Genomic DNA, 20,827 nt, shown 5'->3' with positions numbered 1-20,827 from the left:
CTACAATGAGTTCTAAACTACGAACCACATAACATCCAGTACCATCGTCTCCGTTAGGTCCTGTATTGGTTACTCTAACCCAAATCGTTTGAGCTAAATTACTCGTGCCATAAGGAGCACTAGTATCAATTGGGTTTACTCCTAAATCGGCTGCGTCTTCGGTTAAGTGGTAACTCACACTCACATTGGGCTCTCCGTCTAAAATAACGGATTTGTAAGATTCCAAATCAAACTCCTCAAAGCCATCATTGTCTATATCACACACCTCTAAAGCTGCTAATTCTTCTGCTATACTTGGGTTAGGAGTTACAACCAGGGTTAAACTAGTAAAGGATTCACAGCCCGAAGCATTGCTTACTTTAACTTGTACCGTTTGTTCATTGGATATATTCTCATAAGCATCGGCTGAAGCTATCGCTTGATCATTATCTAAGTCTGCTTGACTCTCATAATAACTTACTGATAAACTGTTATCGCCTCCGGTAATCTCAGGAGTCTTACTGGTTAAATCAAATAAACCTACTTCATCATCTATTGCTCCTGCACTATCATCACAAGCGCTCAATGGACTTGGGTTGGTAATCGCCGGAGATTCGCCTACACGCAATTCAAAGCTTCCTATGCGCACACAACCACTATCCACATTTGCATAACGTACCCAAACCGTTAAAGGACTTACCCCTTGGTTAGAATACGCGGTGGGTACTCCTATTGGATCTGTCGATGTAAGAGCATCGGCTTCACTGGTGTAATAAGATAGTGTGTAAAGCGATGGATCTACATCTCCATAAATAGTTGATTCATTCTCGGTAAGATCAAAAATTGCAGTACTATCCCCATCATCGCCATCACAGGAGAATAGATCTTCTAACTCCGCTGCAAAATCAGGTAGGCTTCTAACCTCTAAGGTGAGTTCCACTACACGGTAACAGCCCGTATTTATATTCGTAGAACGAGCAAAAATCGTTTGGGTAAATCCTTGAGTATTTCCATATAAATTCGGTAACTCATCTTGAGAAAACCCTTCGGCAGCATCGTCTGCAGTAGCATAGTAAGTGATCGTTACATTCGCCTCGCCATTAGCGATTAAATCATCTTGGGTACTTAAATCAAATTCAGAAAAACCATCATTATCATCATCGCACACAATATAAGGATCGAGCTCCGAAGTAGGAGTCGGAGAAGGAAGCGGATTCACCACCAAGGTTAAGGTAATAAGACGGCTACAATCGTATTGATTGATTACTTCTGCAATCACATTTTCTTCATTGCCTGCGTTTGCATAACTTCCCGGGCTCATAATTAAAGTAGCCGGTCCTACTTCTCCAAAACTATCAGTGGCATACCACTTAACGCTATAACTACTCTCTCCTCCCGTAATTTCTTCTTCTTTACTTGTTAAATCAAATACACTCAACTCATCGGTATCACTGCCACTGGCTAGATCATCACAAACCGCTAAAGGTTCAGGCTGGTTGATAACCGGTAATGGATTCACCGCTAAGATTAGCTCAACTACACGGTAACAGCCTGTAGGGGTCGTGGTATCGGTTACTCGAATCCAAATGCTTTCCGGATTAGTTTCATTTTCATAACCGCCTGGATTGGTGATTGCATTGACTCCGTCTTCGGCTTCTTGCTCTTCTTGGTGATAGGTAATCGAAAATGGAGCCGGGTCTTGACCGTCTAAAACTTCTGGTTCTACTTGCGTTAAATCAAAAATGGCAAAGCCATCTGCATCATCATCACATTGCGATAATCCCGCCGGAGTCGATATCACTGGACGATCATAAACCTCTAGCACAAGTTCTGTGGTAATCACACAACCACTAACCTGGTCTTCTGCTCGAACATAGACTACATCTTGATAAAAACTGGTATTGGTAAAAGGTGAACTCTGTGGGGAGGCTCCCGATAAAGCATCGGAGGCGGTCAAGTGAAAACTGATCTCCAAATCAGGATTCCCCAAACTGATTTCATCTACCTTGCTTTCCAAATTAAATTCCGTATAAATCCCGTCATTATCCGTATCACAAGCGACTAAAGGAGTCGGAGATCCGATCGGAGCGGAGGGAACCGTTTCGATCATAAAGCTCGTCGATGCCGTGCAATCGGCAATAGCATCCGCACTTACTCGTACAAAAATCTCTTGAGGATTGCTCGTATTCTCATAAGCTGTTGGCGTAGCTATGGCATTGTCATTATCTAAGTCTGTTTGACTAGCATAATAACTTAGCGTATAATCTTGAGGGCTTTGTCCCGATAAAGCTTCATTATCGCTATCGGTTAAATCAAAGCTTGCTGTCCCGGTAGTCCCGCCATCACACGCATATTTATCACTAACCACTCCTACTGTAACCGGAGTCGTCTCTAAAGTAAAGTCGGTTAAATTATAACAGTCCCCATTGATCGTGTTTTCTATACGTACATAAATGGTCTGGCTATTGCTACCGGCTGTATAGTTAGCAGGGTCTGCTATCGCATTGGTCGGTACATTAGCTTCCGCTATGGTCTCATAATAACTTACCGTAAAATCATTCGCATCTTGTGCGCCTAATAAAATAGGCGTATTTTGTGTTAAATCATATACTGCATCACCATTGGTATCGGTATCACAATAGCTTAAATCCGGAACCGGATTTGCGATTCCACTTTCATAACTGGTAATCGTAAAACTATCTACGGCATAACAGCTCGTTAACGTATTACTCTCTACGCGTACCCAAATCGTCTGAGGACTACTGGTATTCTCATACGAAGAAGGGGTGCCTATAGAAGGGGTGCCCGCCTCAGCTGAGGCTTCATCCTCATAATAACTTACACTATAATCGGAGGCTGGTTGGTCTGCGCCTAAAACTCCTGTATCGTTTACCGTTAAATCGAAAATAGCACTCCCATTACTGTCCGAATCACACTCTTCTAAATCTTGCGTGGCTGCAATTGCAGTAGCGTAACTGCAATAGTCAAAGCTACTGGTCACATAACAATCCGGATACTCCGTGTTTTCTAAACGAACATAAAAGCTCGTACAACTGTTATTTTCAATTGGGTAAGCACTAAGGTTACTTAAGGCGTCTTCACCTTCATCCGCATCGCTTTGACTGCTATGGTAAGTCAAGCTAAAGGTGTTTAAGTGTTGTCCGTTTATTAAGGCGTCTTGATAACTTGTCAGATCAATGCTTTCTACAGGGGTGTTCGTACACTCGGGTTCCAAATCGAGTGCTTCTAAAAAAGGACTGGCATAAACCCTTAAATCAAAACTGGTGATCACATAGCACTCATTCTCCGCATGGTCTACCCGGGCATAGATCGTTTGCGGGTTTTCCGTATTGGAATAGGCTGCAGGGTTTCCTATAGGGTTTAAACCCTCTTCAGCTTCTTCCATAGCGGTGTAATAACTCACCGAATGGGTGCCGCTTTCTTGATCCCCTAAAATCTCCGGGCTCTGTTGGCTCAAGTCAAAAACGGCTTGTCCTTCGTTGGGAAGTTCATCACAAAGCTCCAAATCCTCCACCGGGTTTGCTTCAGGACTGGCTAAAATCGTAATCTCTTCGGTCAAGGTGATCTCATAACCGATACTGGTCTCTAAATCAACCGTGACCGTATAGGTGCCGGGGGATTCATAGGTGTGACTCGGCATCTCCTCTGCTGAAGTGTTGGCACTGCCGCTATCGGGATCGCCAAAGTTCCAATCCGTAACGGCTAAATCGGAGCGCGTCTCTACTTCAAACTGCGTCGGACTACCTGAACACAAATCTTCATAGGCGATCTCAAACTGAAAATAACTCGTGATAAATGGGGGGAGGCCTAAACGGGAATTATTACCGGCTAAATCTACCGCATCATCTACAAAATTACAGGCGGTGCCAAGCTCGTTGGGGTTATTGATCACACTTAAATAAGGGTTTAGATGGTTCGTGGTATAGAGTTTACCATCAATTGCTAATTGTATCGCTGAGTATTCAGAAGCAGTAGCAATAACTGTCTCTGAAGCTTGAATATCCGCTAAAGTAGGTTGCGTGATATCATATTGAATAAGTGGACCTGTTCCCGCGCTACTAAGCGTACAATATAAAACTTTACTATTAGGGGAAAACTCTACGCCATAATTAGCATTAGTATTGAGCAATTGAGCATTTGAAACGAGCCCACTACTATTATCAAAATCAAACAGTTCCAAACCCGTATTAAAGAAAGGTGTAGCACTTGCAAGTTTGGTTCCGTCCGGAGAAGCCTTTAAATAGCCTATGGCTCCTGAACCAATGCCAGCTGATATATATACTAATCCACTATTACTTATAATAGGGGTATTATTTACCCCGTTATTCGTTACCAAATAACTCACAAAGTCATTGGAATCCATTCGATGAGCAATCACCCAAATATCAGTACCATTATCGTGGTACACCGCAGTCAGTTTTTCAGCCACAGGGGTTTCTAATTGGATATTCTTTTCTGTAGATATAACAGCCCCTAATCCTCCATCCAGAGTCATATCTACCACGGAATAGGTCAACCCATCTGATCCTCCTTGATAATCCACCGCAAAGACATAATACTGATCATCATCACCCGGATCAGGAACAATAATCGCTGACTGAGTACTACTATCATCCCCTAATAAACCTGTACCATTCAACATTATATTATGATTGGCATTATAAATATCAATCCCGTTGGTATAAAATAATAAATTTCCATTCTCATCGGAGATCGTGGCACAACCTTCTTGTTGTACCAATTGGCCATCAGTCAGGGCTACCGGGGTTCCCGAATTAAAATCCAGTCCCGCCTGATCCCCAAAATACCAGTTAGCGGCTTCCAACTGGGCGTAGGTGTTTAGGGAAAAAAGGAATAGTAAAATCCCCATCCCGACCTTCCCCCAAGGGGAAGGAGAGCTTTTTCTTCCTTTTTGTCTTTCCTTTTGTAGAAAGAATGTATAGAAAGCAGGTAATTGGATGCCATTGAGAAAAGCGATCATCTTTTTAAAAGGGGTTTTATTATATTCTTTTATTTTTTTTATCAAATTTTTTAAGGTTCTCATATCATCAGCTTTTTTATCGGCTTTTATTATTTGGGGATTAAAAGCATGTGCAGCTGTTGTTTTTAGTTTTTAATTCTATTTTATAGCTTTTAGCCTTTGGCTATTGGCGTTTAGCTTAATTTAATATTTAAAAGATCTTTTTCTTTTTATCATTGCCATAAAAAGAAAGAAAAAGGTCTAGGCTTACGAAAAAATCATAAAAATACTACGGAATCCACAGCCACTGATAAAAATAACTCAACCTTCCTGTCGGTCGGTTTCAAACAGATTTTTATCATCCGGCCATACCTGCTTCCTTGATTTTTAATTATTTTTTCGATAGGCCAACTGGCTTTCTATTTGTACTTAACTATTTTCATAATTCAACATTATTAATTAAAAATTTATAATTAATAATTCTTCATTCATAACTTCTTCTCGATACAATTACTCTTTCCAATCGCAATCACTCGAAGTGACAGGTCGTTTTCTTTTAGCTATTAGCCTTTAGCTCTTAGCGATTAGCATAATTCAACATTTATAATTCTTAATTCTGCATTCTGAACTCATTTACTCATTACTAATTCTTGATTCATCACTTAATAACTCCATCACTCCATACCCCTATTAATTCACTCAACGTTCTGCAAATTCATAATCAAAACAAGGGTTCCTGATAACCTTTATGCTTGGCTAAGGGCCATTCTTGATGTTCCTCTAAGCATTCCATCGGGTTGGAGATATAGCACCAACACTTCAGTAAAAAAGAATCAGAACCAAAATGATACCAACGTTCATCTTCAAAATCAAAATAGCCCAATTCAATAAAACTTAAGTCTTCACTATACACCAAGACCGTCTTGCTAAAACTGTGGTCATCTGTATCCCGTTCAGGAATTTTTGACATCGGGTGAAACACCCTGGATTTTTTCTCTTTCATAGCGGTTATTTTTTATTCTTCAGCTTTTAGCGCTTGGCTGTTAGTCTTTATTAGCTTTTGGCATTTACATTTAGCTTAATTCAACATTTATAATTCTGCATTCTGAACTCATAGCTCTAAACTTCATAATCTCTTCTCGATACAATTGCTCTTTTCAGTCGCAATCACTCGAAGTGACAGATCATTTTTTGAGCTGTTAACCGTTAGCTCTTGGCGGTTAGCTTAATTTAATATTTAAAAGATCTTTTTCTTTTTATCATTGCCATAATCCCGATATATATCGGGAGAAAGAAAAAGGTCTAGGCTTACGAAAAAATCATAAAAAATACTACAGAACCCACAGCCACTGATAAAAATAACTCAACCTTCCTATCGGTCGGTCTCAAACAGATTTTTATCATCCAGCCATACCTGCTTCCTTGATTTTTAATTATTTTTTCGATAGGCCAACTGGCTTTCTATGTATGCTTTAACTTATTTCATAATTGAACATTCTTCATTATTCACTAAACTTTAAACCTTTATAAACTCTTCTCGATACAATTGCTCTTTTTTAGCTATTAGCCGTTAGCTCTTGGCATTTAGCTTAATTTAATATTTATAATTCTGCATTCTGAACTCATAACTCTAAACTTGTTTACTCATCTCTAAAAACTCAGTAACTAATAACTAGTTCTCGACTCCGCTCGAACTGACATTTTACTAATTACTAATTATAAACTTCTTCTCGATACAATTGTTCTTTTTTAGCTCTTAGCCTTTAGCTGTTAGCCTTTAGCTTTTGGCGTGTAGCTTAATAATTCTGAACTCATAACTCTAAACTTCATAATCTCTTCTCGATACATTTTTTAATTCCATTGCATTTCATTTAAAAAACACTCGAAGTGACAGATCCTTTTTTTAGCTATTAGCCGTTAGCTCTTGGCATTTAATTTAATTTAATATTTATAATTCTGCATTCTGAACTCATAACTCTAAACTTGTTTACTCACCTCTAAAAACTCAGTAACTAATAACTAGTTCTCGACTCCGCTCGAACTGACATTTTACTAATTACTCACTACTAATTACTAATCACTAATTATCTTAAACACCGAACGTCTATTCTCTTGATATTGCTCTTCACTGCAGTTATCACATTCTACTTTTGGCTTGGATTCTCCAAATGCCTCCCAGTCAATACGGTCTTTATCTATTCCCTGAGAAACTACATAATCAACTGTACTCTTTGCTCTTCGCTCTGATAGCTGTTGATTATAAGCTGCTGATCCGCGCTTATCGGTATGGGCTTCTACTTTAATTTCCATCTCCGGGTGTTTCTTCATCACTCCTACAAGCTTATCTAATTCTAAAGCTGCTTGTGAACGAATCGTAGCTTTATCATAATCAAACAGAATTGGGTTTAACACAATCTCTTCTTTTTTGATGATGGGCTTTATGGGGCTTAATTCTATGGTCACGCCTACTTCTCCGCGTTCTTCCGGACTTACTTGGGCTAAACCACTTTTATATCCTGTAGCATTGGCTTGTAAACTATAAGCCTTATCTACTCTTAATCCTTGAAACGCAACTTGTCCTGACGCATCGGTTTGTTCCCTCCCTACTTGGGTTTTAGCTTCATTATAATTCAACACTTCTGCCTGTGTGATTGGAGCTCCGGTCTCTGCATCGATCACCTTCACTAAAATATCTAGCTCCTCGATAGGTTCTAATTGAACTACACGGTAAATATTGTCATTGGCCGTTAGTGCATCTTCTGCTAAACCACCTCGATTGGAACTTACATATCCTTTCTTTGCTGATGTACTAAAGCTAAAAGCAAAATCATCTCCATTACTATTAATAGGTTGTCCTATATTGTTAACCTCTCCAAAGCTACTCCCGTTCGCCTTAGCATAAAATACATCTAAACCGCCTATTCCTAATTGGCCATCACTAGAAAAGTAAAGTGTTCCTTCTTCATCTATATAAGGAAAATTCTCTCTTCCTTCCGTGTTTATTCCTACTCCAAGATTTTGAGGCTCTCCTAAAGAACCGTCATTGTTTATAGAAACCTTATAAAGGTCTGACTGTCCCATCCCGCCTGGCATATCACTGGCAAAATAAAGTGTTTTTCCATCAGCACTTAAGGCCGGGTGACCAGTAGAATATGCGGAACTGTTAAACGGCACCGATTGAATATCATCCCACGCTCCATTAACTAATGTTGCTCGGAATAATTTTAACTGCCCCACTCCTTGCTCATCTTCTTCATAATCTCCATCTAAGTAATCATTACGCGTAAAATACATCGTATTTCCATCAGGGGTGATCGCTACCGTTCCTTCATTAAACTTTGTATTTACCTCTCCTTCTAAAAGCTCCGGTGAGGTAAACTCTTCTCCCTCTCTAGTTGATACATAAACATCTAAAGTGGGTTGATCATTCCATCCATAATTCCTTCTTGATTTGTTTCGAGCGGATACAAAATAAAGCTTACCATCCTTTTCATACCCTCCAAAATCAATCATAGCGGTATTTAAAGACAAGCTTTCTACACTAAATTTTGCTTCCTTATCTAATATATCTGATAAGTAATTTTGATTAGATGTAAAGGCTTTGGCTCGCTGATCCTGTGGTGAACGAGAAGCAAACGCTTGCATCGCCCGGTTTGCTTCTTCATAATTTGCATTAGCTTTCAACATCTGAGCATAACGATAATAAGCCTCTCCGGAAGCATCTGAAGCTCCATCTATATACATCGAATAATAACGTGCTGCCTCTTTGCTGTTATACAAATTGTAATAAGAATCTGCCAAGCGATGATAAACATAAGGAGTCGCATCACCATCTTCTACAATTTCTTTATATTCTTCTGCCGATTTTACATACTCCATACGATCGAAGTATTTATCGGCTTTCTTCGTAGCATTGCTTTGGGCAAAGCTGTTTCCGCTCATAAAGAGCAACAGTAGACTTGCTATATAGTATATTTTTTTCATAGTCTGTTTTTTCCCCATCCCGGCCTTCCCCGAAGGGGAAGGAGTTAGCATAGATGGTTGTTGATTAAAATAAGTTCTTTTTTTCATTTGTATTGATTGTTAATTGATCAACTATATATGAACATTCCCACATCCCCCCTTCGGGGGGACCGAGGGGGGATGGTCTTAGAAATATCTTGGTGAACGATAAGACTTTTTACTAAACAGCACATCAAACAATACAAAAGCTTCATAAGAAGGCTCCTCTATATCTGATATCGTGTAATCATATGCAAAACCTAACTGCAACCAGTCCGTCGCTCGAACACTCACCAGTCCACTTACCGCATCATCTAAACGATAAGATGCTCCGATCTCAAATCGCTCGTAAAACAAAAAGTTAGCATTTACATCAAAAGACATAGGGGACTCAAAAGATGCCTTTACCAAAGTCGAAGGCTTAAATTTTAAATTCTCACTCAATTCAAACACATATCCTGCAGTAGCAAAGTAGTGTTGCTCTTCTGTTCCAAATTCTCTCCCATCTACATCTAAATGTTTAGAATTTAAAAAGTTAGGAACCGATACGCCGATGTAATAGTTATCCGTATAATACAAAAAACCGGCACCAAAATTTAAATAGGTTTCATTAATATTCTCGCTAAAAGCTACATCAAACTCATTCTGAAGACTTAAAGGTATTAAACCTACATCGTGAAAGGTTGCTCCGGCTTTTACTCCAAAGGCTAATTTATGATCCCCTCCTAAAGACAAAGTATAAGAAAAATCACCATACACATTGGTCTCTTTTACAGGACCATTCTCATCAGATATAGCCGAAAGACCTAAACCAGTCTTCTCTCCTACAGAAGAATGAGCAAAAAATGTATAGGTCCGAGGAGCGCCTTCAAATCCTGACCATTGATCACGATAAAGCAAACCGATAGACAAACTCTCCTTAGAGCCTGCATAAGCCGGATTAACTACGCTCATATTATACATATACTGTGTGTATTGTGGATCTTGTTGTGCCCAAACTTGATAACTACTGCCCAATAGAAATAGCGCGAATATGAATAGGTATAGGTTCTTCATCCTGTGTTTTTTATATGATTTTTTCATCGTTTTATATTTTATTGTAATCTAAAGGCTGTCTGTACGTCTTACTACTAGTAGGGTGTTTTTAATTGCCTATATGAAACATTATTGAAACTAGTACAGGGTGTTCGTACAGACAGGCCTTTGTTAATTTTACCTGCCCCGGAACAGTTACACTTCTACCGCTTACCCCTAATTGGTAAAAGCACGTTATCAGCTTAACTATAAAAACCTTATGAAAATCATTACAATTATCTTTCATTTGTTCCGGGAACAGGTTAACTAGGGTCCTTTTTTATAGAATACCTGTCTCGGAACATCTTGTGAGTACTTCTTTTTTAAACCATATGAAGAAAAAGTACTTTTGTTTAACTAAAAAACAAGATGACGGCCAATCGCCTTTTTATCCGAGAACAGGTATTTTTTATTTAAAGCTCCCGCTGTACATACACCCATTTCTTGATGGCTCCGCCATATTCCGGGTGGGGTTCGGCTAATTCCAGTACATAATAATAGGTGCCCGTCGGTAAATTATTTCCGTTGTTATCCTGACCAAACCATTGGTCACTATAATTATTTGTCTCATAAACCACACGGCCGTTTCTATTGAAAATCGAAATATGTTTTCCGCCATAGGTCGCTGTTAAAAAGCTTAAATCAAAGCTATCATTCGCTCCATCTCCATTGGGAGAGATCCCTTCTGGAATCTTACAATCTCCGGTTACTAGGCTAAGCTCGGCTACGCCCGCACAGCCATTGCTATCGGTAAGGCGTACATACACCTGTTCTTCTTGGCTAGTGGTAACATAAGCAGTTGGATCTTCTATCGTATTGGTATCAGCCTCCGCGTCAGCTTCACTGGCATAATACTCCAAACTTAAATCACTGTCCACATCCACTGCGATGTCTGTTAAATCAAAGGGTGAACAGCCCATCAGCTCTAAACTAGCTCCAGTAAGATTTGCAGCTTCTACCTCGATATCCAATAAAGCTACTGCATAGCAATCCGGTAGGTTGATTCGACTAATGCGTACATAGATAACTTGCGGATTACTGGTATTGGTATATGCTGTAGGGTCGGTGATTGCGTTGGTGTTATTATCTGCATCGGCTTGGCTTTCAAAATAAGCTAAATCCGTATCGGGTTGGTTTTCTTGAAAGTCCGCTGCGCGTTGACTTAAATCGATTGTTGTAATCCCATCCAAAGCTTCCGTATCACAGGCGGTAATCGGAGCAACACTCGGAGCTGTAGGTTGCGGGGTGGTCTCCAAAGCAACAGGCGTGACCGCATAACAGCCTGTATCGGTATTGGTAACGCGGGCATAGACCGTCCCGGTAGCAGATTCATAGCTATCGGCAGGGCTAATCACCGACACATCATTCTCAGCACCGTTTTCATCTTCGTGGTAGCTTACCGTATAAGTATTGCTATTTTGACCGTCCAAAATGGTATCGTTAAGGCTGGTTAAATCAAATTCTCCATTGTTGTTCGTTCCCCCGCAAGCCAATAAAGGATCATCGGGCGTTCTAGCCTCGGCGCCTTCTAAAATCGTGACCTCCGTCTCAGCCGTCTGCTGGGCACCATTACTGGTGATCGTGGCCGTTACCGTATAGGTGCCCGCTTGTGCGTAAGTATGGGTCGGGGTAATGCCGGTGCCGGTGTCGCCGTCGCCATAATCCCAAGTTATTGCATCAATCCCCGGAATACGGATCGTACTAAAGGCTATTTCTTCCCCGGGACATTCGCCTTCATGGAGTATACCCGATTTGAAGTAGCTTTGGATAAAGCCCGGCAAGCCTGCACCGCATTCTTTATCATCAAGATTAATAGCCTCCATTTCCACCCCAACAGATGTTATATTATTAGGATAGTTTATTACGCTTAGTTCATTTGATCCGCGATTCGCCATATATATCTTTCCATCAGGTCCTAGTTGTAGCGAAAAAAACTCTATATCGGTAGATTCCTCTAATAATATCTCTGAATTTAATATATCTGACTCATCTCCTGCTTCAAGGTTAAATTGATGTAATTTTGCAAAATCTAGCCCATCAGTACCCGGTTGAGTGACATAGAGTATTTTACTATTTGGAGAAAACTCTAGACCATAACCAAGAAAGTTAATTATAGAACTTAAATCAATAGGGTTTGAGATTTGACCAGTAGATTTATCAAAATCACAAATTTCTAACTTGCGAAACATTCCAAAAATACCATTAATTAAAGCTATTTTATTACCATTTGGAGAGACTTTCATTTGCCCATAACTCCAGTCTATATTTGATCCTATTGAACTAACAATAGGAGTTGTTTCTATCCCATCAGCTGTAATCAAAAAAGCTAAGTAACTATTTGAGCTCGCACCAAAACCTCCTTCGTGAGCTATAACCCATATACTTTCATTGTCAGAATGATAAGTAGCTGTTATTTTTTCTCCTATTGCTGTAGCTAGCTGAATATTTTTATTTGCTGTAACAGCGCCGAGTCCATTATCTAAAGTCATATCGACTTCTGAATATGTCATTTGGGAATTATTTTGGCCTGCAACAGTAAAGACGTAATATAAATCGGAATTGCCGGGAGCAGGGATTATAAGACCCCCTTGGGTACTATTAGGATCACCAACTAAGCCTGTCCCATTTGTCATTATTTCATGGTCTTTATTCCATATAGTTTCATTATTTGTATAAAACAACAGATTTCCTTCCGAGTCTGAAATAGTTCCAACAGCCTCAGACTCGAATATAAGTTCAGTCACTCCATCAGTTAAAGCAGTAGGAGGCGATGTTTCAAAGTTTAGTCCTGCTTCATCATAAAAATACCAGTTATAGGCCTGTTTTTCCGTCCATAAGCCGTTTTGCCATTGGGCATAACTCATCTGGACACACATTATCAATAGCATACACAACAGCCAAGGTGTATCAAGTAGTTTATTTTTCATAAATATAGGTTTTTAGGTTAATAATTTTTTCTATCTAATCTTTTAGTATTTTAAAACTGCTTTGTTCGCCTGAAGCAAAGCTTGTTCTAACAATATATACGCCTTCTTTATAAGAAGCCATATCTACTAATACTTGTTTTGAATTGTTTCCACGGCTATGTTTAACTTCTTGCCCTAGGATATTAAAAATCTCCACACTGGTAATCTGTCTATTATTGGACGATAGGGTTAACACAGCATTACTATTGGACAAATGATACGTGAAGTCTTGCGTATTAATATTTTCTATGGAAAGGCTACTTTTTTCTAAACTTACATTATCTACATAAAAATCGCCTTGGTTTAGAAAAAAGAAACACAATTTATTAAATTGAGAAAGATTGTTAATTGCTCCGGTATACAATAATTCATCATTTACGTAGTAAGCAACTTGCCCTGCTGTAAAATCATATTCCGCTCGATAGCTTAACCAGGTATTGTATTGAAATAACCCCACTTGATCAAAGTCATAGTCAGTTGGGTTTTGCGGGTCGATATCGATCACAACGATAAAACCATTTACAAAAGCTAAACGAGGGGAGGCCGAACTATCATCAATCGCGCTGGCAAACAAATCCATAGCCCCGGTTTGATTGGGAGTTTCCAAATAAAGATCCAGACTAATGCTTAGGTTTCCCGATCCTATAGCTAAAGTATTATTTATAATACCGGGAAGCTCATTTCCTCCCACGCTAACCGCTGCATCTACTTGTCCTCTTAGAGCATAGACTCCATCACTGGAACGCTCATCACTAATTACAAACAGTGAAGTAAAGGCATTTTCTGCTTCCCAGCCTTGCTGGCCATGGACTTCACCCAAATTGTAGCCTTCAGAGGATTCAAAAGATAAAGTATTCTGCGCTTGAAGGGATAATATACTCCAAAAAATAATAGCGGTAAAAATTAAGGTAGTTTTTTTCATAAGCTTTCTTAAATTTATCATTATTTGAATTAATTGAATCAAAAACATAACACTTCATTAATTTATGTGTTGATTTATTAATGATTTCACAACAAATATGATTAATATCTTTGTTTGCAACGAATTATAGGCTGGAATAAGCGTGACAACTGCTAAGAAAAAACGTGACACCTTCATTTTTAAAGGAAAAAGACCTTATTTTAACACTTAAGGATTGTATTATTTCTTTTAAAAGAATGATAATATTAATCCATATAAGCATATTTTATCATCAGACTAAGCACAAAAAAATAAAAAGTACTCTATTATTGGGATAGGGAACTTAATCAACACTTTGAAATTTAAAAAGTAGCCTAAACAAATACTTATTGAAAAAATAATATAATAGATCATAAAAATATGCCTTATGTTAACAGAAAAAAAAATACGCGACTATGTCAAAAAATTTAAGGATTTAAATCTAAAAGACATCCTCTTATTGATTGATATGGCTAGCATAAAAAAATTAAAAGCCGGAGAAACCTATATTGAAGTCGGCTCTAACACGCGAAAATTGGCCTATATTCAAAAAGGACTGATTAGAGCTTATGGCATAAAAGAAAATGGCGAGGAAGTAAGCGTCTGGTTGCGTTGGGAAGATCAGTTTTTAACCGCTTATGATCCTATTTTATTTAACCAAACTTCCCGTTTTACCTATGTAGCGATGGAAGATAGTCTGCTATTAGAAGTAGACTATGATAAATTCATGAATACCTTGCATCAAAAACCACAATATAGTCAAGCAAGAGATTATTTTATTTTTGAAATTTTAGGGGATGTCGTAAAGCACCGCGATTCCTTTTTATTGATGAGTGCAGAAGAACGCTATTTAGCTCTACTCCAACAACAACCTTCAATTATGCAACGAGTAGCTGATAAACATATTGCAACTTACCTAGGCATTACGCCGGTTTCGTTAAGCCGGTTAAAAAAACGTTTAACTAAAAAGTAGTTTTTCCACAGTCAGCTCAGGGAGTAATTTAGAGATTCACGAATAAAAGTAACTCAACCTTTCTTTTGATAAGGCTCAAACAGGTTTGCATAGGTTCTGCTGTTTCCCTGATTTTAGTTTTTTTAATAAGTCAAGTTAGGTATTTGCTTTTATGAGATTTGTCATTCAGAACGTAGTAAAGCGGAGTGAAGAATCTATTTAGCTGTTATTCAAACGATCAACATAATTCCTTCTCCTTTTCCATTGCAGAAAAAAGGCAAAAAACAGAGTAAAAGATTAAGTTAAATTTTAAGCTGCTTACTCGATGAATAGCGGAAGAATTCCTAAAATTAAGAATGTTGGATTATAGCTTATGGCTACGTGCTACACCATAAAGTACTCAGATCAATACATTCTAAAGCATAGGTCGTGTTTCAGTCTAACCAATGACATTCTTAATTAAAAGGAAAAAATCCTTCAAATGTATTATTGAGTACTCAAAATGACACCTCTCAATTATTTAAGATTATGAAACAAATATTGTATTTTTACAGAAAGTAAAATAGAATTCTTATGATAGCAACATTAAAACAAGGCGCTACTAAAAAAAATATCAAAAGAATATCAGAAGTCTTAGCCAAAGAGTTAAAGTCCAAGGGTGTTGATGTTTATGCATATGTAGGTAAAATAAATTTAAAAAAGGATGCTATGAAAATCCAAAGAGATCTCCGCAATGAATGGGAATAAGCTATTTTTAGATACGAATATTATCCTTGATTTGTTAAATGGTGATGAAACCTTGGCTGAATTTTTAAACGGAAAACAATTATATATTTCCGTCATAACTGAATTAGAATTATTAGCTTAGATTCAATAACTCAACGTAACAAATCAAAATCTTAGATTTGTTCAAATGAAGACTAAAAAATACAAACGATTAACTTTCAAAGAAAGGGTCATTATTCAAACTTTAATCGATGAAAGTAAATCCAAAGCTTTCATCGCTAAAAAACTGAAAAGGTCCAGATCTACCATTACCCGAGAGATCAATAAGTGGGTGGTCGATCCTGATGATAAATATGATGCAACCCTTGCCAATTGGTTAGCTAAGGATGATTATCTCAATAAAAGAAACCTTGATAAAATAAGTACCTACAAAAGACTCAAGTTCTTTGTTTACAAAGGTCTGTTGAAAGGATGGTCACCAGATCAAATATCCGGAAGGTTAAGAGATAAATATCCTAATGATCCGGTAATGTCTATCTCTTACGAAGCTATCTATATGCATATTTACAGGCACAGACAGGCTAGTTTGAACAAAAAACTGATCAAACTGCTACCATACCAAAAATCACAGCGTAGAAGGGCCAATGTCAAAACAAAAAGAGGTACTAAGATAAAAGATATCATTAATATCAAAGAAAGACCCAAGCACATTGAAAATAGGCAGGAAATAGGCTACTGGGAAGGAGACCTTGTAATTGGTAAAGGGCAAAAAAGTGCAATAGGAACTATCGTTGAAAGAAAGTCCAGATACGTCTGCATTATCAAGCTAAAAAACAGAAAATCAGCAACCGTAACCAAACAGTTCGCTAAAATATTAAAAGGCTTCAATCAAAATTTAATTAAAACAATGACCTACGATAATGGCGTGGAAATGGCTAAACATAAAGAATTTACCAAACAAACAGGCATCAAAGTTTATTTTGCAGATCCATACGCTTCTTGGCAAAGAGGTACCAATGAAAACACGAACGGACTTATCAGAAGATACTTCCCTAAAGGAACTGATTTTAATAAAGTTACAGCCAAACAAATGAAGTATATACAGGACAAACTCAATAACAGACCTAGGAAAATTATCAACTATAAAACACCAAACGAAATTTTTAAACTAAATGCTGCTTAATTTTTATAAATTATACTAAATTGTACAAAACCAAAAATAGCAACGCTTGTTGCGTTAGAACCTTGAATGCACCTAGCTTATAAAGGAATTACGAGAAAAGAAGAAAATGTGATTATTCAGTTTATTGAACAGTGCAAGACCATAACGATTAATAGTGCTGTAAAACAGGAAACAATAAGGGTTCGTAAAACCTATAATACAAAACTACCGGATAGTATAATTATTGCAACTGCACTATATTTAGACCTTCCCTTGATTACTTCTGATATTGAATTTCAAAAAGTTGATGAGCTTATACTGATACATTATGAAAACGATTAAGCTAATTTTCACTCCTCTGTATTGAATATATTTGATAGTTAGCCGTAAACTTTTCAAAATAATAAGTGAATAATATTTAGCTGAATTTCTTTTAGGTTCGTCACACTAAACTTGATTCAGGGACTCATGCCCCTTTGAATGCGATGCTGAATCAAGTTCAGCATGACGTTTTATAATTAAAAATCCCCTTATGGAATTGAAAGGGATAAACAAATGAGACTGTCTAAAAAATCTACTTTTGTCAACCTGAACTTGATTCAGGTTCTCATAATTATTTAATTTTCAATAAAAATAACATATATGGTACCAAAATCATCATATAATCTGATTTGAAACCTTTGCTGCTCTATTAAGCTTATCGCTACCCCACTTCCTTATTATCTACGACAGAAATTATTAATAGTTTATTCATAAAAGATACATTTGCTTTAGCTTAGACCTTGTTCAACGATTCATTAAGTCTAAGCTGATCCTAGCGAATACTAAAATAAAAACAATTCAAAGAGTTTTTTTAAACACCATAGCCGACTACCTCATACAATTCTTATCTTTTGTTAATCTAGACCAGCGAATGATCCTATAATTTTGTAAAAAACGATAACTTATGTTACAAAAACTATTTGATCAAAGCTATATCACCCTTATTTTTCACCTTTTAGAATACCTTATTATTGCCGGAATTTTATTTGTTATTTTCTATATCGGTTTCCGACAGACCTTTAAAAGAAATAAAATTCAAAATCGAAAACAGAAAAAGAATGATTTCTTAAGAGAAATCAAATATTCCTTAGTCACCATTTTGATGTTAAGTTTTATGTGGGTTATGGTAGTCGCTACTCCACTAAGAAATTACACTTTATTATATGATGAAATTACTTTATTAAGTGGGTTATGGATACTTCCTTCTGTAATCATTGCCCTCTTTATTCACGATACCTATTTTTATTGGATGCATCGATTATTACATCAGCCTTCTTTATTTTCTCGTTTTCATTTAATTCATCATCGATCTTCCAACCCCTCGCCTTGGGCCTCCTATTCATTCCATATAGGGGAAGCTTTTACCGAAAGCTTGATAATTCCGATCTTGGCCTTTATACTACCCATGCATGAAATTAGCTTACTACTCTTCAGTATGAGTGCTTTTACTATCAATGCTTATGGCCATTTAGGCTACGAAATTGCACCAAAATGGTTTAGAAAATCTTTTTTATTTAATTATATTAATAGTTCTGTACACCACAATATGCATCACCGACACAGCAATGTGAACTATGGCTTGTATTTTCGTTTTTGGGATAAAATCATGGGAACGGAATCACCTCATTATGTAAAAAAATATGATAAAATCCAAGAAAAAAGATTTTAATTTCTATAAAGAGATTCTATATTTGTGAACTGAAATACTTTAAATTACAAGCAGACTACCGCATGAACTTTATTGCAACATCATATTATTACTATTTCTTCATTCACCAAAAAAAGAACTGATGTGTAATATGCTGTAATGCCATATAATAACAAACTAAAACCCGGTTCTTTTTGAGAACCGGGTTTTTTTATGCAAACTATTTATTTATGCTACTATGAAACAAACGATGAAAGACTACACGAAAGACGACCATAAAATATGGCAGTTGTTAGCAACTACACAAATGAATAATATTCCTAATAAAGCAGCAACAACCTACTTAAACTGTCTACAACAGATGAAAACCGTACTCAATCGTCAGGAAATACCTGAATTTAAAAAAATAACGCACTGGTTTAAAAATTATACAGGTTGGTCTATAAAAACAGTGCCCGGACTTATACCTCCGGAGGAATTTTTTAGTTTATTGGCCGAAAAAAAGTTTTGTAGCTCTACATGGCTAAGAAATGCGAATCAATTAGATTATTTGGAAGAACCCGATATGTTCCACGATATTTTTGGACATATTCCCTTATTGGCAAACCCCGTGTTTTCTGCATACCTATCTAAATTTGGAAAAATTGGCGTTAAAAACCTAGCTCATAAAAAGAAGCTGATCCAACTGCAACGATTGTACTGGTTTACCATTGAATTTGGAGTTATTCAAGAAAACGAGATCCTTAAGCCTTATGGTGCCGGAATACTATCCTCTATTGAAGAAACGAATAGAATCCATCGACAAGAGGGTGTTTTTCATCCGTTCAATGTCCAAAAAATAATCAACACCGATTTCCATACGGACCGGCTTCAGGAAGAATACTTTGTGATCTCCTCTTTTAAAGAATTATTTAATTCTTTAAGTGCATTTGAGTATTAATGAATGGAGCTTTATATCTCTTTGACTATTAAAAAACTATAATGATTGTCCGCAATCTATTACAGAAGAGTATTATCATCTTGACCCTGTCCTCGACAGCTATCGCGACAGGGTTTCGCTTTTAAATTTTAATTTTTAGTACTGATATAAGATTCCATGTCAAGCAAGGAATGACATCAATCACAATTAAATTATTATGGCTGTGGTTTATAGAAGCGTTGGTGTTATTTTTGAGACGTCATTCAGAACGGAGCTTGCGAAGAGAAGAATCTCTATTTTTTAAACAAAAGATTCCTCCTGCGTCGGAATGACAACCCCACACAGAAATAGTAGCTATAGTAAACTAAAGCCATTATTATAAATAACAGATAACCCAGACTACAATTGTATAACACAGCTATGTATTTCCTAAACTTCTTTATGAGAACAAGCTTGAAGTAATTCAGCATCTCCTATATAAAAAGTATCTATTGAATCGTTAAATCTAACAGCAGGGAAGAATTTGGTGATTCATTAAAACTTTAAACATTCAACTTTCAACACTTATTAAAAGATGACCTCAACATATATAAGCCTTTATACGCCCTGTTAAAAACTTGTTGAAAAGCTATCTGCACTTTTATAAAGGAACTCTTTTACTTTCAGTAATTTTATACTTGTAAGCCGTGATACTATGGTTTACCGGCCGAGAAAAAGGCTGTCTTTAAATAAGTTACCATTATGGTACAATTAACAAAAGTAGGGAAAATAAACCCACAAGATGTGGAAGCCCCTATTCGATTTTACGCTCACACCAAAGCGGTGGGGCTGGTTGATCTGGAACGATTAGCCTATTTAGTGTCTAACCAATCTACTGTTCGTGAAGCCGATTGTGTTGCGGTATTGCGTGCCTTACAGCACAATATTATTGATGAACTACGCAATGGGAAAGTCGTACAGCTAGGTAATCTGGGGAATTTTCAAGTAGGAGTGCGCTCCTTACCGAGTGATTTGGAAGATGAGGTAAGCGTCCAAAACGTTAAAAGCGCTCATATGAATTTTCGTCCCGGAAAACCGATTCGAAAAATGTTAGACACCTTAGATTACCAATTGGTTAACGGCTAGCACCACGATTAATTTGTAATTTTTGTAGAAACCCCGAGCAAGTTGCTTGGGGTTTTTTATGTTTTTTACCGAATATCCGTATTTTTCCTGCCGCAAGCTATTTTTATTGCCGCGCGGCATACTTCTATACGCCACGTTTGTTTTTATACATGCACAGTAAGCCTTAAAATTTGCCCTAGCAGCATTTATTTTTTATCGTATTTCTATATAAATCTCCTCAATTTTAAAGGAATTAATCGCATAAGGTTAAAAAGAACAAGGCTCATATACGCAAAAGAGTTATTACAAAATAATGCTTATAATTTATAAAA

At 37.2% G+C, this 20,827-nt stretch carries 13 protein-coding genes; 7 read left to right on the top strand and 6 right to left on the bottom strand.

Annotated features, from left to right (window positions below; all coding sequences use genetic code 11):
- The 6 genes from D9R05_RS09750 to D9R05_RS09725 all read right to left on the bottom strand — a co-directional run.
- Positions 1-5,044: PKD domain-containing protein (locus tag D9R05_RS09750; protein ID WP_121667039.1), on the bottom strand; the 5,044-nt coding region annotated here is incomplete at its 3' end.
- Positions 5,045-5,681: 637 nt separating this feature from the next.
- A complete protein-coding gene (locus D9R05_RS09745; protein WP_121667038.1) occupies positions 5,682-5,963 on the bottom strand; it encodes a hypothetical protein in 282 nt (93 codons plus the stop codon).
- 1,070 nt (positions 5,964-7,033) lie between these two features.
- Positions 7,034-9,031: an OmpA family protein gene (locus D9R05_RS09740; protein ID WP_240463017.1), complete on the bottom strand. Its 1,998-nt coding sequence runs from the start codon at positions 9,029-9,031 to the stop codon at positions 7,034-7,036.
- Positions 9,032-9,109: 78 nt separating this feature from the next.
- On the bottom strand, positions 9,110-10,018 hold the full coding sequence (locus tag D9R05_RS09735; RefSeq protein ID WP_121667037.1) for a PorP/SprF family type IX secretion system membrane protein: 909 nt from the start codon (positions 10,016-10,018) through the stop codon (positions 9,110-9,112).
- Between the two features lie 431 nt (positions 10,019-10,449).
- On the bottom strand, positions 10,450-12,546 hold the full coding sequence (locus tag D9R05_RS09730; RefSeq protein ID WP_162984942.1) for a T9SS type B sorting domain-containing protein: 2,097 nt from the start codon (positions 12,544-12,546) through the stop codon (positions 10,450-10,452).
- Positions 12,547-12,997: 451 nt separating this feature from the next.
- Positions 12,998-13,924 carry a T9SS type A sorting domain-containing protein gene (locus D9R05_RS09725; RefSeq protein WP_162984941.1) on the bottom strand — a complete coding sequence of 309 codons (927 nt, stop codon included), beginning with the start codon at positions 13,922-13,924 and terminating at the stop codon, positions 12,998-13,000.
- Between the two features lie 406 nt (positions 13,925-14,330).
- Here D9R05_RS09725 and D9R05_RS09720 point away from each other — a divergent pair, with 406 nt between their 5' ends.
- From D9R05_RS09720 to D9R05_RS09695, 7 genes are all read left to right on the top strand, one after another.
- Positions 14,331-14,915 carry a Crp/Fnr family transcriptional regulator gene (locus D9R05_RS09720; protein WP_121667034.1) on the top strand — a complete coding sequence of 195 codons (585 nt, stop codon included), beginning with the start codon at positions 14,331-14,333 and terminating at the stop codon, positions 14,913-14,915.
- 552 nt (positions 14,916-15,467) lie between these two features.
- The gene (locus D9R05_RS15510; protein WP_162984940.1) at positions 15,468-15,641 is read left to right on the top strand and encodes a hypothetical protein; all 174 of its coding nucleotides are present in this window, start codon (positions 15,468-15,470) and stop codon (positions 15,639-15,641) included.
- A gap of 166 nt (positions 15,642-15,807) precedes the next feature.
- Complete coding sequence (locus tag D9R05_RS09715; protein ID WP_121667033.1) at positions 15,808-16,803, top strand: IS30 family transposase; 996 nt, start codon at positions 15,808-15,810, stop codon at positions 16,801-16,803.
- 66 nt (positions 16,804-16,869) lie between these two features.
- Positions 16,870-17,124, top strand: coding sequence for a PIN domain-containing protein (locus D9R05_RS09710; protein WP_121667032.1), 255 nt, complete (start codon positions 16,870-16,872; stop codon positions 17,122-17,124).
- A gap of 604 nt (positions 17,125-17,728) precedes the next feature.
- Positions 17,729-18,493: a sterol desaturase family protein gene (locus D9R05_RS09705; RefSeq protein ID WP_121667031.1), complete on the top strand. Its 765-nt coding sequence runs from the start codon at positions 17,729-17,731 to the stop codon at positions 18,491-18,493.
- 217 nt (positions 18,494-18,710) lie between these two features.
- Entirely contained in the window at positions 18,711-19,412 is a 702-nt protein-coding gene (locus D9R05_RS09700) for a phenylalanine 4-monooxygenase (RefSeq protein WP_121667030.1), read from the top strand.
- Positions 19,413-20,132: 720 nt separating this feature from the next.
- Positions 20,133-20,516 carry an HU family DNA-binding protein gene (locus D9R05_RS09695; RefSeq protein WP_121667029.1) on the top strand — a complete coding sequence of 128 codons (384 nt, stop codon included), beginning with the start codon at positions 20,133-20,135 and terminating at the stop codon, positions 20,514-20,516.
- The last annotated feature ends 311 nt before the right edge of the window (positions 20,517-20,827 follow it).

The sequence above is a fragment of the Mesonia aquimarina genome, from assembly GCF_003667275.1.
In the GTDB taxonomy this organism is placed as follows: domain Bacteria; phylum Bacteroidota; class Bacteroidia; order Flavobacteriales; family Flavobacteriaceae; genus Mesonia; species Mesonia aquimarina.
Note: the sequence above shows the minus strand (reverse complement) of the source record. Positions and strands in the feature narration are given on the sequence as shown.

Excerpts from the sequence above, each read along its gene's own strand:
- D9R05_RS09700 (WP_121667030.1), top strand. The coding sequence starts at position 18,711 with ATGAAACAAACGATGAAAGACTACACGAAAGACGACCATAAAATATGG.
- D9R05_RS09705 (WP_121667031.1), top strand. The coding sequence starts at position 17,729 with ATGTTACAAAAACTATTTGATCAAAGCTATATCACCCTTATTTTTCAC.
- D9R05_RS09715 (WP_121667033.1), top strand. The coding sequence starts at position 15,808 with ATGAAGACTAAAAAATACAAACGATTAACTTTCAAAGAAAGGGTCATT.
- D9R05_RS09725 (WP_162984941.1), bottom strand. The coding sequence starts at position 13,924 with ATGAAAAAAACTACCTTAATTTTTACCGCTATTATTTTTTGGAGTATA.
- D9R05_RS09695 (WP_121667029.1), top strand. The coding sequence starts at position 20,133 with ATGGTACAATTAACAAAAGTAGGGAAAATAAACCCACAAGATGTGGAA.
- D9R05_RS09745 (WP_121667038.1), bottom strand. The coding sequence starts at position 5,963 with ATGAAAGAGAAAAAATCCAGGGTGTTTCACCCGATGTCAAAAATTCCT.
- D9R05_RS09720 (WP_121667034.1), top strand. The coding sequence starts at position 14,331 with ATGTTAACAGAAAAAAAAATACGCGACTATGTCAAAAAATTTAAGGAT.
- D9R05_RS09735 (WP_121667037.1), bottom strand. The coding sequence starts at position 10,018 with ATGAAGAACCTATACCTATTCATATTCGCGCTATTTCTATTGGGCAGT.
- D9R05_RS09710 (WP_121667032.1), top strand. The coding sequence starts at position 16,870 with ATGCACCTAGCTTATAAAGGAATTACGAGAAAAGAAGAAAATGTGATT.
- D9R05_RS09740 (WP_240463017.1), bottom strand. The coding sequence starts at position 9,031 with ATGAAAAAAAGAACTTATTTTAATCAACAACCATCTATGCTAACTCCT.
- D9R05_RS15510 (WP_162984940.1), top strand. The coding sequence starts at position 15,468 with ATGATAGCAACATTAAAACAAGGCGCTACTAAAAAAAATATCAAAAGA.
- D9R05_RS09730 (WP_162984942.1), bottom strand. The coding sequence starts at position 12,546 with ATGACATATTCAGAAGTCGATATGACTTTAGATAATGGACTCGGCGCT.